This window comes from Stakelama saccharophila (assembly GCF_032229225.1).
GTDB lineage: Bacteria > Pseudomonadota > Alphaproteobacteria > Sphingomonadales > Sphingomonadaceae > Sphingomonas > Sphingomonas saccharophila.
On sequence record NZ_CP135076.1, the window covers coordinates 770,577 to 786,188 of the forward strand.

Here is a 15,612-nt window from a genome sequence, read left to right on the forward strand (position 1 = left end):
GATCGGTGCCGGGGCGATGCGATTTCACGCGCGGCTCGCATGGTCTCCCGGGCTGGAGCTTCCGGCCGCTGACCATGCTTCGGGCTGTCGGGTCGTGAGCGACCCGGCAGCCCTTTTTCGTTCGCGGTCCCGCCATTGCCACGGCCGTCGCTGCTCCCCCGATTTGTGACATTCGGGGACCGGTATCTTGTGTCTCCGCGAAGGCGGGGACCCAGACCGGCTCCCGCCTTTGCGGGAGCACAACATCGACAGGGCACCGCTTACATCAACACGCATAACGATCCGGGAGACGACAGTTGACGGTAGCACTTCTCGCGCTTGCCATGGCGGCGCAGTCGGCCTGTCCCGGGACAACGACGCCCGACCTGCCCGAGCCCGCACGCCCCTGATCAGGTCTCGCCCGCCAGCGCCTTCAGCCGGTAGAGCGTATCGAGCGCCTCGCGCGGGCTGAGCGCGTCCACGTCGAGGCTGCCCAATTCCTCGCGCAGCGCATCGACCTCCGCTTCCGCCTGTTCGGCCGCCGCGGCGAACAGCGGCAGGTCGTCCAGCCCGGCCGCGATGCCGCCGGTCTTTTCGCGGCCCGCCTCCAGCTTGGCGAGCACCGCCTTGGCGCGGGCAAGCGCGGTCTTCGGCATCCCGGCGAGGCGTGCGACGTCTAGGCCGTAGCTGCGATCGGCCGGTCCTTCGCTGACTTCGTGCAGCAGCACCAGGTCGCCCTTCCACTCGCGCGCGCGGACATGGTGCAGGCTCAGCGCTTCGCAGCGTTCGGCAAGCCGCGTCAGCTCGTGATAATGCGTCGCGAACAGGCAGCGGCAGCGATTTTCCTCGTGGATCGCCTCGACCACCGCCCAGGCGATGGCAAGCCCGTCATAGGTCGAGGTGCCGCGCCCGACCTCGTCGAGGATGACGAAGCTGCGCGGCCCGGCCTGGGCCAGAATGGCCGCCGTTTCGACCATCTCGACCATGAAGGTCGAACGCCCGCGCGCGAGATTGTCGGACGCGCCGACGCGGCTGAACAGCCGGTCGACCAGCCCCAGCGTCGCGTGCGAGGCGGGCACATAGCTCCCCGCCTGCGCGAGCACCGCGATGAGCGCATTCTGCCGCAGGAAGGTCGACTTGCCGCCCATGTTCGGCCCCGTCACCAGCCACAGCCGCGAATCCTCCGACAGCGTGCAGTCATTGGCGACGAAACGCTCGCCGGCCTTGTGGAGCGCCGCCTCGACCACAGGATGGCGCCCGCCTTCGACCTCGAAACAGGGGGCATCGACCAGCGCGGGCCGCGCCCAGCCGCCTTCGACCGCGCGTTCGGCCAGCCCTGCCGCCACGTCGATCCGCGCCAGTGCATCGGCGGTGGCGGCGATCTGTTCGCGCGTTTCCAGCGCGGTGGCGACCAGGTCCTCGAGATGCGCGGCCTCGGCGGCGAGCGCATGCGCGCCGGCCTGCGTCACCTTCGTCGCCGTTTCGTGCAGTTCGGGGCTGTTGAAGCGGACGACGCCCGCCAGCGTCTGGCGGTGGGTGAAGCCGCTGTCGGGCGCCATCAGCGCGTCGGCGTGCTTTGCCGGCACCTCGACATGATAGCCGAGCACATTGTTGTGCCGTACCTTGAGCGCGTTGATGCCGGTTTCTTCGCGATACCGCGCCTCGAGCGCCGCGATCGCGCGGCGCCCGCCCGCGCCGGTCGCGCGCAGGTCGTCGAGGGCGGCGTCATAGCCTTCGGCGATATAGCCGCCCTTGTCGGTGTCGATCGGCGGGTCGGGCACCAGCGCGCGCTTGAGCAGATCGATCAGCGCGCCGTGCCCGCGCAGTTTCGGCGCCAGATCGGCGAGCAGCGGCGGCGCGTCGCCCACGCCCGCCAGCTTCTCGCCGAGCATCCATGCGCCGTCGAGTCCGTCGCGCAACTGGCCGAGATCGCGCGGGCTTCCGCGCCCCGCCGCCAGCCGGCCGATCGCGCGGCCGATATCGGGCAGCGCGCGCAGGGCCGACCGGGTGTTCTCGCGCAGCCCCGCATCGTCGTGGAAGCGCTGCAGGAGCGCCAGCCGCGCCTCGATCGCGCCGCGGTCCATCAGCGGCGCGGCGATGTCCTGCGCCAGCATCCGCGCGCCAGCACCCGTCACCGCGCGGTCGGCGGCGTCGAGCAGGCTGCCCCTGCGCGTGCCGGCGGTGCTGACGGTCAGTTCCAGGCTCTCGCGCGTCGCCGCGTCGATCGCCATGGTCGCAGCCGTGTCGGTGATCACCGGCGGGCGGAGGAAGGGCAGCGCGCCCCTGGCGGTATGGTCGAGATAGGCGATCAGCCCGCCGCACGCCGCCAGCGCCGCGCGCGAGAACCGGCCATATCCGTCGAGCGTCGCCACGCCGTGAAGCCGTTTCAGCCGTTCCTCGCCCCGGCCGCTGTCGAACTCCGCTCTGGGTCGCAGCGTCGTCGCGGCCTCCGCGAACTCCGTCGTGTCGGCGGCGACGACCTCGGCCGGGTTCAGGCGCGCCAGTTCGGAAGGCAGCCCATCGGCGGTCGTGCCGCCGACCTCGAACCGTCCGGTCGAGACATCGGCCGCCGCCACCGCGATCTCGCCCGCCGCTTCGCCGATTGCCACGCACCAGTTCGCCGTGCGCGCATCGAGCAGCGCCTCCTCGGTCAGCGTGCCGGCGGTGACGACGCGGACGATGGCGCGTTCGACTAGCGCCTTCGATCCGCCGCGCTTCTTCGCTTCTTCGGGCGTTTCCACCTGGTCGGCGATGGCCACGCGGTGCCCGGCCTTGATCAGCCGCGCGAGATAGCTTTCGGCCGAATGGGCCGGCACGCCGCACATCGCAACCTTTTCGCCGTCATGCTCGCCGCGCGCGGTCAGCGCGATGTCGAGCGTCGCGGCGGCCGTCTTCGCATCGTCGAAGAACAGCTCGAAGAAGTCGCCCATGCGATAGAAGAGCAGACAGTCCTCGGCTTGGCGCTTGAGCGCGAGATACTGGGCCATCATCGGAGTGGGTGCGGACATGCGCCGTTGGGTAGCGCAGCAGTCCGCTCCGACCAACATCGTTCGCACTGCGCTTGTCGAAGTGCGGCTTTTGCCTCTACTCGGCAAAAGTGAGAACGGGGCTTCGACAAGCTCGGCCCGAACGGGCTAAGGGCAATCGTCCCCATTTTATGAGGTTCTGATGGCCGAAGAATCGAACGTCCAGTTTTCCGAACGCGAAGCATTGCTGTTTCATTCGGAAGGGCGCCCGGGCAAGATCGAGATCGTCGCGTCCAAGCCGATGTCTACGCAGCGCGACCTGGCGCTCGCTTATTCGCCCGGTGTTGCGGTGCCGGTGCGTGCGATCGCCGAGGACCCGCACACCGCCTATGACTATACCGCCAAGGGCAATCTCGTCGCCGTCATCTCCAACGGTACGGCGATCCTGGGGCTCGGCAATCTCGGCGCGCTGGCCGCCAAGCCGGTGATGGAGGGCAAGGCGGTGCTGTTCAAGCGCTTCGCCGATGTCGATTCGATCGACATCGAGCTGAAGACGGAGGATGTCGACAAGTTCATCTCGGCGGTCGAGCTGATGGAACCGAGCTTCGGCGGCATCAACCTGGAAGACATCAAGAGCCCCGAATGCTTCATCATCGAGCAGACGCTGCGCGAGCGGATGAATATCCCGGTATTCCATGACGACCAGCACGGCACCGCGATCATCGCCGCCGCCGGGCTGATCAACGCGCTTCACCTGACGGGGCGCGACATCAAGGATACGAAAGTCGTGATGAACGGCGCGGGTGCGGCGGCGATCGCGTGCGCCGACCTCATCAAGGCGATGGGCCTGCCGCAGGAAAACATGCTGATGCTCGACCGCTCGGGCGTTCTGTATCAGGGCCGCGACAACATCAACCAATGGCAGTCGACACATGCGGTCGAAACCGATCGCCGCACCCTCGAAGAGGCGCTGGACGGCGCCGACGTGTTCGTGGGGCTTTCGGCCGCCGGCGCGCTGCCGCCCGAATATCTGCCGAAGATGGCGGACAAGCCGATCGTCTTCGCCATGGCCAATCCCGACCCCGAAATCTCGCCGCCGGTCGCCAAGAAGGCGCGTCCCGACGTCATCATCGCCACCGGACGGTCGGACTATCCGAACCAGGTCAACAACGTCCTCGGCTTCCCGTTCATCTTCCGCGGCGCGCTCGATGTGCGCGCGACGACGATCAACGATGCGATGAAGATCGCCGCGGCCGAGGCGCTGGCCGCACTGGCGCGCCAGCAGGTGCCGGAGGAAGTGGCCACCGCCTACAACACCAGGCACAGCTTCGGCCCCGACTACATCATTCCCGCGCCGTTCGATCCGCGCCTGATGGAAATCGTGCCGGCGGCGGTCGCCAGGGCGGCGATGGATTCGGGCGTCGCGACCAGGCCGATCCTCGACATGGCGGCCTATCGTCAGGAACTGCGCGGGCGCCTCAACCCGACCACCTCGGTGCTCCAGCTCGCTTATGAAGGCGCGCGGTCGCAGCCCAAGCGCGTGATCTTCGCCGAGGGCGAGGAAGAGGTCGTGCTGCGCGCCGCGATCGCCTTTCGCGACGGCGGCTACGGCACGCCGGTGCTGGTCGGCCGCGACGAGGTGCATGGTCGCCTGCGCGAACTGGGCGTCGACCGGCCCGAGGATTTCGAGGTCCACAACAGCCGCCATTCGCCGCTGGTGCCCAAGATGGTCGATTTCCTGTACGCCCGGCTCCAGCGCCGCGGCTATCTGCGGCGCGATTGCGAGCGGCTGGTCAACCAGAACCGCAACGTCTTCGGCGGGCTGTTGCTGCAACTCGGCGAGGCCGAGGCCATGATCACCGGCGTTACGCGCACCTATGCGCAGACGACGCGGGAGCTGCGCCGGGTGATCGATCCGAAGCCGGACCAGACGCCGTTCGGCATCCATATCATGGTCGGCCACACGCACACCGTGTTCATCGCCGACACCACGGTCAACGAACGGCCCGAGGCGGAGGAACTCGCCGACATCGCCGAACAGACCGCGCAGGTCGCGCGCCGCATGGGGCACGAGCCGCGCGTCGCCTTCCTCAGCTATTCGACCTTCGGCAATCCCGAGGGCAAGTGGCTCGACAATATCCGCGCCGCGGTGAAGGTGCTCGACGATCGCGACGTCAGCTTCGAATATGAAGGGGAAATGGCCCCCGACGTCGCGCTCAACCCGCGCCAGCTCGCCAACTATCCGTTCGCCCGGCTTTCCGGGCCCGCCAACGTGCTGGTGATGCCGGGGCTGCAATCGGCGAACATCTCCGCCAAGATCCTGCGCGAACTGGGCGGCGATTCGGTCATCGGGCCGATGCTGATCGGCATGGAAAAGCCGGTCCAGATCGCACCCATGACCTCCAGCGCGAGCGAGCTGGTGACGCTCGCCGTCCTCGCCGCCGGCGGCATGGTGGGGTAAAGTGCGCGCGGCGCTGCTGTGAGGCTGAGAGCAGTGCTGGTCCCGGTGCCGGAAATTTATGCCGTCGTTCCTGCGTAGGCAGGAACCCATGTCTCTTGTGGCGAGCGCACCGCCTGAAGCACCAGCGATAGGCTCCTGCCTGCGCAGGAGCGACGGGCATATGGTGAGGCGTGTCGCCGCCATTCCCTCTCCCGGTGGGAGAGGGATGCAAAGATTTGGCGGCGTGCCGCCTGGTCGGAGCTGGGTGAGGGCGACGCACGCAAGCGGCCCCGAGACCACGCTCGGCCCGGCCCGCTAATCAGCCGGCAAATCCTCTCCTCGGAAGGGGGCCGTTCGTAGTGGGCGGCAACACCCCTCCGTCAGTCCTTCGGACTGCCACCTCCCCTTTCAGGGGAGGATAAGCGTCGCCCCGATCACCGTCGGAACGGCTCCGGCGCGGCGCGCTTCGCGATCCACTCCCCGCCGCGCGCTATTCCAGGCTTTTCGACGCCTGCTCGAACATGTCCTTCGACAGGCCCGGCGTCGCCAGGATGCGTTGGAGCTGCTCGCGCATCATCCGCGCCCGCTTCTGGTCGAAACGACGCCAGCGCCCCAGCGGCGGCAACAGCTTGGCCGCCGTCTGCGGATTCAGCTTGTCGAGCGCGATCAACTGGTCCGCCAAAAAGCGATAGCCGCGACCCGACGGATGGTGGAACGCCCGCTGGTTTACGCTGAACGCACCGATCAGCGCACGCGCGCGATTGGGATTGGCCAGCGTGAAGTCGCGGTGCCTGGCCAGTTCCTCCACCTGCTCGGCCGCATCGTCCCGCGACGACAGCGCCTGGGTCGAGAACCACTTGTCGAGCACCAGCGCATTGTCCGAATAGCGGTTGTAGAAGATGTCGAGCGCGGCCACCCACTCCTTCGACGTGCCGCCGGCGAGCGTCGTCAGCGCGCCCTGCCGGTCGGTCATGTTGTCGGCATGTTCGAACTGGACGAAGGCCAGGCTCGCCGCATCGGGCGCACCGGATGCGTCGATATAGCCGAGCGCCACGGATTTCAGACGACGTGCGCCCTTGGCCGCGGGCGAATATTCGAACCGGTTGGCGCGTGAACGCTCATAAGCGCGGCGCCATTCGCCCTCCAGCATGCGCCCCAGATCGCGGCGCAGCGTTTCGCGCGCACGGTGGATCGTATCGGGGTCGACGACCTCCATCTGGTCGCCGACGAAACTTTCCGACGGCAGCAGCACCGCCTCGGCGATGAAGGCAGGATCGAGCGTTTCGTCGGCGAGCGTGTGGCGCACCGCCTCGACCACATCGGCATGATCGGCCCGGCCGTGCGTGACGCCCGCGACCAGCGTGTCGAGCATCAGTTGCTGCATCGCCTCATACCGGGCGAAGGGATCGTCGTCATGCGCGGACAGAAAGGCGAGATCGGCCGCCGTCCGGTTCGTCTCGACGATGACGGGCGCGGAAAAGCCGCGGTTGATCGACAATACCGGGCGCTCGGTCACGCCCTCGAACGCGATTTCGGCATGTTCGTCCGACAGCAGCACCAGTTCCTCCGGCGCCAGTTCCTGTCCCGTCTCCGCGCCGAACAGCTTCAGCCTGAGCGGCAGGACCATCGGTTGCTTGGCCGGCTGGCCCGGCGTCGGCGGGACCCTCTGCGACAGCTTCACGAGTGCGCGCGCGCTGCCCGGTTCGTGCCGGACCGTCGCGGTGACGCGCGGCGTGCCGGCCTGGCTGTACCAGCGGCGGAACGGGATCAGGTCGACCTCGCCCGCTTCCTCCATACAGGTGACGAAATCCTCGCAGGTGGCGGCGGTGCCGTCGAACCGATCGAAATACAGATCGGTCGCCCGGCGGAATTTCTCTTCGCCCAGGATCGTCGCCATCATCCGGATCAGTTCGGCGCCCTTGTTATAGATGGTGGCGGTGTAGAAGTTGGATATCTCCTGATAGCTGTCGGGCCGCACCGGATGGGCGAGCGGGCCGGCATCTTCCGGGAACTGCGCGGCGCGCAGGGTGCGGACATCCTCGATCCGCTTGACCGCATGGCTGCCCTGGTCGGCGGAAAAGCTCTGGTCGCGAAAGACGGTGAAGCCTTCCTTCAGCGAAAGCTGGAACCAGTCGCGGCAGGTGACGCGGTTGCCCGACCAGTTGTGGAAATATTCGTGCGCGACGACGCCGGCGATGCCGTCATAATCATGGTCGGTGGCGGTGTCGGGATCGGCGAGGATATAGCGGGAGTTGAAGATGTTCAGCCCCTTATTCTCCATCGCGCCGAAATTGAAATCGTCCACCGCGACGATGTTGAACACGTCGAGATCATATTCGCGGCCATAGGTCTGCTCGTCCCAGGTCATCGCCGTCTTGAGCGCACGGAGCGCATGATCGGTGCGCGGCAGATCCCTTTCGCGTACCCAGATGGCGAGGTCGACCGTGCGCCCGGACCGGGTGGTGAAGGTGTCGCGATTGGCGGCCAGGTCGCCCGCCACCAGCGCGAACAGATAGCTCGGCTTGGGAAAGGGGTCGTGCCATTTGGCCCAGTGCCGGCCGTCCTCCGCGTCGCCGGATGCCACCGGATCGCCATTGGCGAGCAGCACGGGATAGCGCGCCTTGTCCGCCGTCATCGTCACCCGGTATCGGCTCAGCACGTCGGGCCGGTCGGGGAAGAAGGTGATACGGCGAAACCCTTCCGCCTCGCATTGGGTGCACAGGATGCCGCCCGAGGCATAGAGCCCCATGAGCTGCGTGTTGCGCTCCGGCGCGATGACGACCTCGGTCCCGATTTCGTGCCGCTCGCCCGCCAGCGCGATTTCCAGCGTTCCGCCGTCCATGCGCCAGGCGTCGCTCGCCTCGCCGTCGATCAGGACGCGCTCCGGCGCCAGCCCCTCGCCGTCGAGGCGCAGCGGCCGGTCGTGCGGGCCGTTGCGCTCCACCGTCAAGGTCGCGCGGACGCGGGTCGCCTCGGCACCGAGATCGAAGTCAAGGGTGATTTCCGGCACCATCCAGTCCGGCGCGCGATATTCCTCGCGGCGGGTGACGGTGGGCTGAGCAGTGGCTTGAACGTCTGGCATGGGTGCACTCTAATCGGCCGCGGCGTGCGCGGACATGGTGAAAATCGCGTTCGCATTTGCGTCGGCGCGTCGCGCTGCTAACGCTGCCGCAACCTTCCCACAACCGAGGACATCCATGGTTCGTTTCGCTTTGCCGCTCGCCCTGCTTCCGCTTGCCACCGCCGCTGTGGCGCAGACGGCGGATGTGCCCGCCGATACCGCCGCGAAAGCGGCCGCCGCGCGGGCCGAGCGCAACGCCGTGCTCACCAAGGCGCTTCCGCCCGAACAGGCGGCGATGAAGGCGCATGTCATGTTCCTCGCCTCCGACGCGATGCGCGGGCGCGAGGCGGGCAGCGAGGAATATGACATCGCCGCGCAGTATGTCGCCTCGCAATTCTATGCCGCGGGTCTGCGTCCGGCGGGCGACGATGGCGGCTATCTCCAGCGCGTGCCGCTCGTCAGCTACAAGCCGGCGGACAAGGGCAGCTTCGCGCTCGGCACGGACGGCAGGAAACGCAAGCTGACCTTCGGCGAGGAATATGTGCCCAGCGGCAATCCCGAGGCCGCGGTAACGAAGGTCGGCGCGCCGATCGTGCTGGTGGGGCAGGGGATCGTCGCGCCCGGTCACGACCGCGACGATTATGCCGGCGTCGATGTGCGCGGCAAGATCGTCGCCGTCGTTCGCGGCGCGCCGGAAAGCTATGACGGCGAACAGCGCGCCCATTTCGGCAGCACCTCGACCAAGGCCGCGATCGCCGCCGCGCACGGCGCCGCCGGCGTCGTCATCCTCGATCCCGGTTCGCTGGAGCGGGCGGCGAAATATTACGACCATGCGCGCGTGACCTGGGCCGATGCCCAGGGGAACGGCCATCCGGCGGCGCCGGGCACGCCGATTCTCGGCACGATCGGCGGCAAGGCGGCCGGGCGGCTGCTGGACGCGGCGGGGCTCACTGCCGACGATCTCACGTCCGAACGGTTCCGCGCCGTTGCGCTTCCCGTCACCCTCACCGCCACCGTCAACACCGCGCGCGAGGCGATGGAAAGCTCCAACGTCGCGGGCATCCTGCCGGGCAGCGATCCGCAGGTCGGCGACCAGGTCGTCGTCCTGTCGGCACATCTCGACCATGTCGGCGTCGGCGATCCCGACGATACCGGCGACACCATCTATAACGGCGCGGAGGATAATGCCGTCGGCATCGCCTCGCTGATCGAGGAGGCCAGGCGCTTCAAGGCAAGCGGCAAGCCGCCCAAGCGCTCGATCCTGTTCCTGGCGGTAACGGCGGAGGAAAAGGGGCTGGTCGGTTCCGACTATTTCGCCCGCCACCCCACGGTGCCGAAGGACAAGCTGGTCGCCGACGTCAATCTCGACATGCCGATCCTCACCTATCCGTTCGAGGACGTGATCGCCTTCGGCGCCGAACGCTCGACGCTGGGGCCGATCGTGAAGCAGGCGGCGCGCGATGCCGGTGTCGCCTTCTCGCCCGATCCGATGCCGGAAATGGGCCTGTTCGTGCGCTCCGACCATTACCGTTTCGTGCAGCAGGGCATTCCGTCCGTCTTCCTGTGGCCGGGTGAAAAGGGCCCCGGCAAGGCCGCGGTCGAGGAATTTTTCGACAAGCATTACCACCAGCCTTCGGACCAGATCGGCAAGTCGGGCATCGACTGGGCGCAGGGCGTGCGCTTCATCGACGTGAACTATCAGATCGCGCGGCAGATCGCCGACGCCGAAAAGCGCCCGGCATGGAACAGGGGCGACTTCTTCGGCACGCTCTATCACGGCTACGGCGCGAAATAGGACGGTCCGGGTGCGCCTCCTGATCTTCGGCCTGGGCTATACGGCGTCGCGCATCGCAGGCGCCGTCCGGGCCGGCGGCGGGGCCGTCGCCGGCACCACGCGCGACGGGCGCGGCGACAGCCTGCGGTTCGAGGATGCAGCCGCCGTCCGGCGCTGGATCGGTGGCGCGACGCACATCCTGTCCTCGGTCCCGCCCGGCGAGGGGCACGATCCCGTGCTGGACGCCTATGGCGAAGCGCTGGCCGCGACCGGGGCGAAGCTCGCTTATCTCTCCTCGACCGGCGTGTACGGCGATGTCGGCGGCGCCTGGGTCGATGAAAGCGCGCCGATCGGCACGGGCCGCCGCAAGGCGCGAAGCGAGGCCGATGCGGCATGGCTGAAACGCGGCGCGCGGGTCTTTCGCCTGCCCGGCATCTACGGCCCCGGCCGCTCGCCGCTCGACAAGATGCGCGAGGGCACGGCGCACCGCGTCTTGGCGGGCGGGCAGGTGTTCAGCCGCATCCATGTCGACGATATCGTCTCGGGCGTGCTGGCCGGGCTGGACGCGGACGCCGGGGCCTACAACCTCGCCGACGATCTGCCCGCGGGCCGTAACGCCGTCATCGAATATGCCGCCGCGCTGCTCGGGCTTGCTCCGCCGCCGCTGGTCGCGCTGGAGGCGCTGTCGCCCACGGCGCAGGGTTTCTATGCCGAGAACCGGCGCGTGGCGAATGGCAAGGCGAAGCGCGTGCTCGGCTGGCGGCCGCACTATCCGACCTACCGGTTCGGCCTGCGCGCCCTCAACGCCACGACCAGCCCGAAAATGGCAAGCACGCCGCCCGAAATCGCGAAGGCCGACCAGCGATAGCCCTCGAACACGGTTGAAAAGCCCATGGCGATGATCGGCACCAGCACGCTGGAATAGGCCGCCTTGGCCGGCCCGATCATGCGGATGACGTTGAAGTAGAGCGTGAAGTTGAGCGCACTGGCGAACAGGCCGAGATAGAGGACACCCGCCCAATAGCCCGGTGCACGCGACAGAATCGGCGGGCCGAGCGTCGTCCAGGCGATCGCGCCGTTCATCGCAGCCCCCATCAGCATTGCGATCGCCAGCATCGGCACCATCGGATAGCGGCGGGAGAATTGCGTCGCCTGCATCACGTTCGCCACCGAGGCTGCGAGCATCCCGCCGACCGCGATGGTGATGCCCAGCCGGACATTGCCCAGCGATCCCGGATCGGCCGCATGCGCTTCCTGCACGAACAACAGGCCGACGCCGATCACCGCAAGGGCCGAGCCGAGCAGCAATTGCCCGCCCATCCGCTGCCCCAGGAAAATGCGGGCAAGGATCGCGTTCGGCACCAGCAGCAACGCGATGGTCGCGGCGACGAGGCCGGAGGTGACATATTGCTCGGCGCGATAGACGAAGTTGAAGTTGAGGCAGAACTGGCTCAGCCCCAGCGCGGCGGCGAACAGCAACCCGCGCCCGTCGGCGGGGAACCGCTCGCGCCGCCACAGCGCCAGTGCCAGCATCACCGCGCCGGCGATGAGGAAGCGGTACGTGACCGACCAGCTCGGCGGCACCTGCCCGATCTGGTCGCGGATGACGATCCAGGTCGATCCCCAGATCAGCGTGACCACGCCGAACGGGATCAGGACGGCGAGCCTGGTCGAGCGCGGCCGATCCTCCTCCGCGGGGGGAGGGGGACCATGCGAAGCATGGTGGAGGGGCATCGCCGCTTCCGAATCGCGAGCGGCGACCTCCCTCCACCGCCTTCGGCGGTTCCCCTCCCCGTTCCGGGAGGGAGTGTCGCTCACAGCGCCCCGATGGCGTCGGCGAGCGGGCGCACCGCCTCCTCGCCCTGGTCCCAGGACAGCACCAGCCGCACCTCGCCCGGCGCCCAGTCGTAGAAGTCGAAACCCAGCCCGCGCAGATGCGCCGCTTCGGCCGCGCTCGCCTTCAGGAACACCTCGTTCGCCTCGACCGGATAGACCAGCCGCTCGCCCGCCGCCTCCGCCAGCAATTGCGCGCCGCCATTCGCCGCGCGGGCATTGCGCAGCCACAGGTCGTCGTCCAGCATGGCCAGGATCTGGGCCGCGAGATAGCGTCCCTTGGACAGGAGCAGGCCGGCGCGCTTGCGGCGATACAGCGTCGCCTCGGCCAGTTCGGGCCGGAAGAAGACCAGCGCCTCGGCATTCATCCCGCCATTCTTGACGAAGCCGAAGCTCAGCGCGTCGACGCCCGCGCGCCAGGTCAGGTCGGCCGGGCTCGCGCCCGAATGCACCACGGCATTGGCGAAGCGCGCACCGTCCATGTGCAGCCCCAGCCCGCGCTCCCGCGCCGCCGCGCCGATCGCCGCGACCTCGTCGGGCGTATAGGTCAGGCCGTATTCGGTCGCATTGGTAACGGAGACGGCGTGCGGCTGCACCTGGTGCACGTCGTCGCGGATCAGCGCACATGCTTCCGTGATCGCCCGCGCCGTGATCTTCGCGCCCGCACCGTCCAGCAGCATCAGCTTCGCGCCGTGCGTATAGAATTCGGGCGCGCCGCATTCGTCGTTCTGGATATGCGCATTGCGGTGGCACAGCACGCCCCCGTGCGGCGGACACAGCGCGGCGAGCGCGAGGGCGTTGGCCGCCGTGCCCGACGGCACCCACAATGCGCGCACCTCGGTCTCGAACACTTGCGACATGCGCGCGTCGAGCGCCTGCGACCAGCGATCGCCGTCATAGGCGGTGTCGAGCCGGTTTGCGTCGGCGAGGGCGGACAGGATCTCGGGGCAGACCGGGGCGGCATTGTCGGAAAAGAAGCGCATGCCTCCGCCATTGCGGAGGCAAAGCGCGGGCGTCAACGGCCAACGCGCGCTTCACGCCGTCGCCGCCATATTTTCGAGCTGAATAGCCGTGTTCCTGCGCAGGCAGGAACCCAGAGCCGCGAGCGCGGGCATGTGAAGCTCTGGGCTCCTGCCTTCGCAGGAGCACGTTGACGCCATGCCATGCTAGAGCGCCGCGCCTTAAATCCGACCCCCTGCCGTTCGCCCTGAGCTTGTCGAAGCCTGTCCTGAGCGGCTGGCTTTGCCAGCCAGCCGAAGGGGGCCGCTTTTCTCTTTCACCTCCAGCAAGCTCAGCAAGAACGGTGCTTCGACAACCCCGGATCAAGTCCGGGGACGAACGGTTCTGATTTAAGGCTCGATGCTCTAGCGAGAAGCCGCCGGCTTACGGGCCCGCCGGCTCCGGCTCCCGATTGCGCGGCGCGGGCGGGGGCGGCGCGGCCGGCGGTTCGGGCCGCTGGCGCGCGTCGAAGCGCACCCCGCCATCGGGGTCGATGCGCAGGTCGAGCCCTAGCCCGCCGATATTGCCGTTGAGCTGGATCGGCACGTCCTCGCCGAACAGCTCGTTGCCCAGGTCGAGCGGATCGGCTGCCGGTTCTTCCTCCACCGCCGGCTGCGGCTTCGGCCTTGCGCCGACGCCCAGCGCCCGCGTCATGAAGTCGCGCCAGATCCGCGCCGGCAGCCCGCCGCCCGCCAGCCCCGGATTGGGCGTGTTGTCGTCATTGCCGACCCACACCCCCGCGACCAGCCCGCCGGCATAGCCCAGGAACCACGCGTCGCGGCTGTCCTGCGTCGTGCCGGTCTTGCCGTAGGCGGGAATGGCGAGGGCTGCCTGATGGCTCGTCCCGTAATCGACCGACGCGGCGAGGAAGCGGCGCATGCCGGCAAGTTCTCTGCGCCCGAGGGCGTGCTGCCTGCTGCTCAGCTTTTCGAACCAGCTCGGCTGCTCCGCGATCGCAAGGCCGCGCGGCTCCACCGGCGCCTCGCCCGCGGCGATGGCGGCGAAGGCGGAGGTCAGCTCCAGCAGCGATACCGACGAGGTGCCGAGCGCGATGCTCGCCTCGTTCGGTATCGGCGTGGTGATGCCCAGATCGCGCGCGGCCCGGATCACCGCTTCCGGGCCGACCTTCTGCGTCAGCCGCGCCGCCGCGACGTTGCTCGATACGGCGAAGGCGCGGGTCAGCGGGATCGGCCCGCGATAATGCCCGCCGGCATTTTCGGGCGACCAGTCGCCGATCGTCACCGGCGCGTCGTCGACCATCGAATCGGGCGTCATGCCGTCGCGCAAAGCGGCGAGATAGACGAACAGCTTGAAGGTCGATCCCGGCTGGCGCCGCGCCTGGGTCGCGCGGTTGAACGGACTCTCGCCGTAATCGCGCCCGCCCACCATGGCGACCACGCGTCCGTCGGGCCGCATCGCGACCAGCGCCACCTGCGCCTTGTCGAGGCCCGCCCGGCCCACCGCCCGCTCGGCTGCCTTCTGCATCTTCGTCTCGAGCGTGGTGCGCACTTCCTGCTCGGCCGTCAGGTCGCCGGCGGCGTCGCGCGCAGCGGGCAGGATCCAGTCGGCGAAATAGGTGCCGTTGGGAATCGCCCGCGTCTTGCGGACCTTCAGCCTGGCCGGCTTGATCGCGTCGGCCTCGCTCAGTGTCAGGAAGCCGGCATCGACCATGGCGCCGACCACCACCGCCTGCCGGTCGCGCGCGCCGTCCAGATTGTCGGTCGGGTCGAGCCGCGACGGCGCCTTCACCAGCCCCGCCAGCATCGCCGCCTGCGCCGCGGTCAGCTTCTCCGGCGTGCGGCTGAAATAATGGTCGGCCGCCGCGCGCAGGCCATAGACATTGTCGCCGAAATAGATGTTCGACAGATAACGCGACAGGATTTCGTCCTTCGACAGCCACGCCTCCAGCCACAGCGCGATCAGCGCCTCGCGCGCCTTGCGCCCCAGCGTCTGCTTCGAACTCAGGAACGCGTTCTTGGCGAGCTGCTGCGTGATCGTGCTGCCGCCTTCGGTCGCGCCGTCGGTGAAGATGTTGTGCACCAGCGCGCGGGTGATGCCGATGGGATCAATGCCCCAATGGCCGTAGAAGCGCCGGTCCTCGATCGCGATGAAGGGCTGCGTTACCCTGTCCGGCAGCGCCGCGGCGTCGACCGGGGCGGCGATGATCGCGCCGCGCCTGGCGATCGGCGTGCCTTCCGCCGACAACAGCGTCACCGACGGCGGCACGGGCGGCTCGAGCGACTTGGACAAGGGCGCCGTCAGCGCCAGCCAGCCGATCAGGACGACGAACAGCACGAGGATCGCCGCCAGCCCGCGCACGAACCAGCGCCAGCGCCGCCGCGCGCGCGAAGGCGGCGCGTTCGGATCGGGATCGCCCTCATACCAGGGCTGCGCGCCGGTCGGGCGATCCGCGCCGGAAAGCGCGCCGGACGCAGCCGGGTCGAGGGGATCAAATCGGTTCACGGTCGGACGTGCTGTATTAGTGCAATGCCACAGTTCCGGCAAGGTGCATGAAAGGTCGCGCCTATAGCGCACGGAGCGATGAACCAAAACTGAGTCG

General features: G+C 68.4%; 8 protein-coding genes. 3 read left to right on the forward strand and 5 right to left on the reverse strand.

Annotation, left to right across the window (positions count from 1 at the left end; genetic code table 11):
- Positions 1-389: 389 nt before the first annotated feature.
- Complete coding sequence (gene mutS / locus RPR59_RS03500; protein ID WP_313918308.1) at positions 390-2,969, reverse strand: DNA mismatch repair protein MutS; 2,580 nt, start codon at positions 2,967-2,969, stop codon at positions 390-392.
- A 178-nt stretch (positions 2,970-3,147) separates the two neighbouring features.
- Between mutS and RPR59_RS03505 the strand changes: the two genes are divergently transcribed.
- A complete protein-coding gene (locus tag RPR59_RS03505; RefSeq protein ID WP_313916705.1) occupies positions 3,148-5,406 on the forward strand; it encodes an NADP-dependent malic enzyme in 2,259 nt (752 codons plus the stop codon).
- 469 nt (positions 5,407-5,875) lie between these two features.
- Here the strand turns inward: RPR59_RS03505 and pepN are convergent, their stop codons facing one another.
- Entirely contained in the window at positions 5,876-8,467 is a 2,592-nt protein-coding gene (gene pepN / locus RPR59_RS03510; RefSeq protein ID WP_313916707.1) for an aminopeptidase N, read from the reverse strand.
- A 115-nt stretch (positions 8,468-8,582) separates the two neighbouring features.
- On the opposite strand from pepN, the gene RPR59_RS03515 reads away from it, so the two are divergent.
- Together RPR59_RS03515 and RPR59_RS03520 are read left to right on the forward strand one after the other, a co-directional pair.
- Positions 8,583-10,241, forward strand: a complete 1,659-nt coding sequence (locus tag RPR59_RS03515) for a M20/M25/M40 family metallo-hydrolase (RefSeq protein ID WP_313916709.1) — start codon at positions 8,583-8,585, stop codon at positions 10,239-10,241.
- Between the two features lie 10 nt (positions 10,242-10,251).
- A complete protein-coding gene (locus RPR59_RS03520) occupies positions 10,252-11,088 on the forward strand; it encodes a Rossmann-fold NAD(P)-binding domain-containing protein (RefSeq protein ID WP_313916711.1) in 837 nt (278 codons plus the stop codon).
- Here RPR59_RS03520 and RPR59_RS03525 read toward each other — a convergent pair.
- The 3 genes from RPR59_RS03525 to RPR59_RS03535 all read right to left on the reverse strand — a co-directional run bounded on the left by RPR59_RS03525 (position 10,998) and on the right by RPR59_RS03535 (position 15,515).
- Positions 10,998-11,954: a DMT family transporter gene (locus RPR59_RS03525; RefSeq protein ID WP_313916712.1), complete on the reverse strand. Its 957-nt coding sequence runs from the start codon at positions 11,952-11,954 to the stop codon at positions 10,998-11,000. The genes RPR59_RS03520 and RPR59_RS03525 overlap by 91 nt on opposite strands.
- Positions 11,955-12,034: 80 nt before the next feature.
- A complete protein-coding gene (locus tag RPR59_RS03530; protein WP_313916714.1) occupies positions 12,035-13,036 on the reverse strand; it encodes a threonine aldolase family protein in 1,002 nt (333 codons plus the stop codon).
- Between the two features lie 400 nt (positions 13,037-13,436).
- Positions 13,437-15,515, reverse strand: coding sequence for a transglycosylase domain-containing protein (locus RPR59_RS03535; protein WP_313916716.1), 2,079 nt, complete (start codon positions 15,513-15,515; stop codon positions 13,437-13,439).
- Positions 15,516-15,612 lie beyond the last annotated feature (97 nt).

Bases quoted from the DNA above. Each gene is read 5' to 3' on its own strand.
- mutS (WP_313918308.1), bottom strand. From the start codon at position 2,969: ATGATGGCCCAGTATCTCGCGCTCAAGCGCCAAGCCGAGGACTGTCTG.
- RPR59_RS03505 (WP_313916705.1), top strand. From the start codon at position 3,148: ATGGCCGAAGAATCGAACGTCCAGTTTTCCGAACGCGAAGCATTGCTG.
- pepN (WP_313916707.1), bottom strand. From the start codon at position 8,467: ATGCCAGACGTTCAAGCCACTGCTCAGCCCACCGTCACCCGCCGCGAG.
- RPR59_RS03515 (WP_313916709.1), top strand. From the start codon at position 8,583: ATGGTTCGTTTCGCTTTGCCGCTCGCCCTGCTTCCGCTTGCCACCGCC.
- RPR59_RS03525 (WP_313916712.1), bottom strand. From the start codon at position 11,954: ATGCCCCTCCACCATGCTTCGCATGGTCCCCCTCCCCCCGCGGAGGAG.
- RPR59_RS03530 (WP_313916714.1), bottom strand. From the start codon at position 13,036: ATGCGCTTCTTTTCCGACAATGCCGCCCCGGTCTGCCCCGAGATCCTG.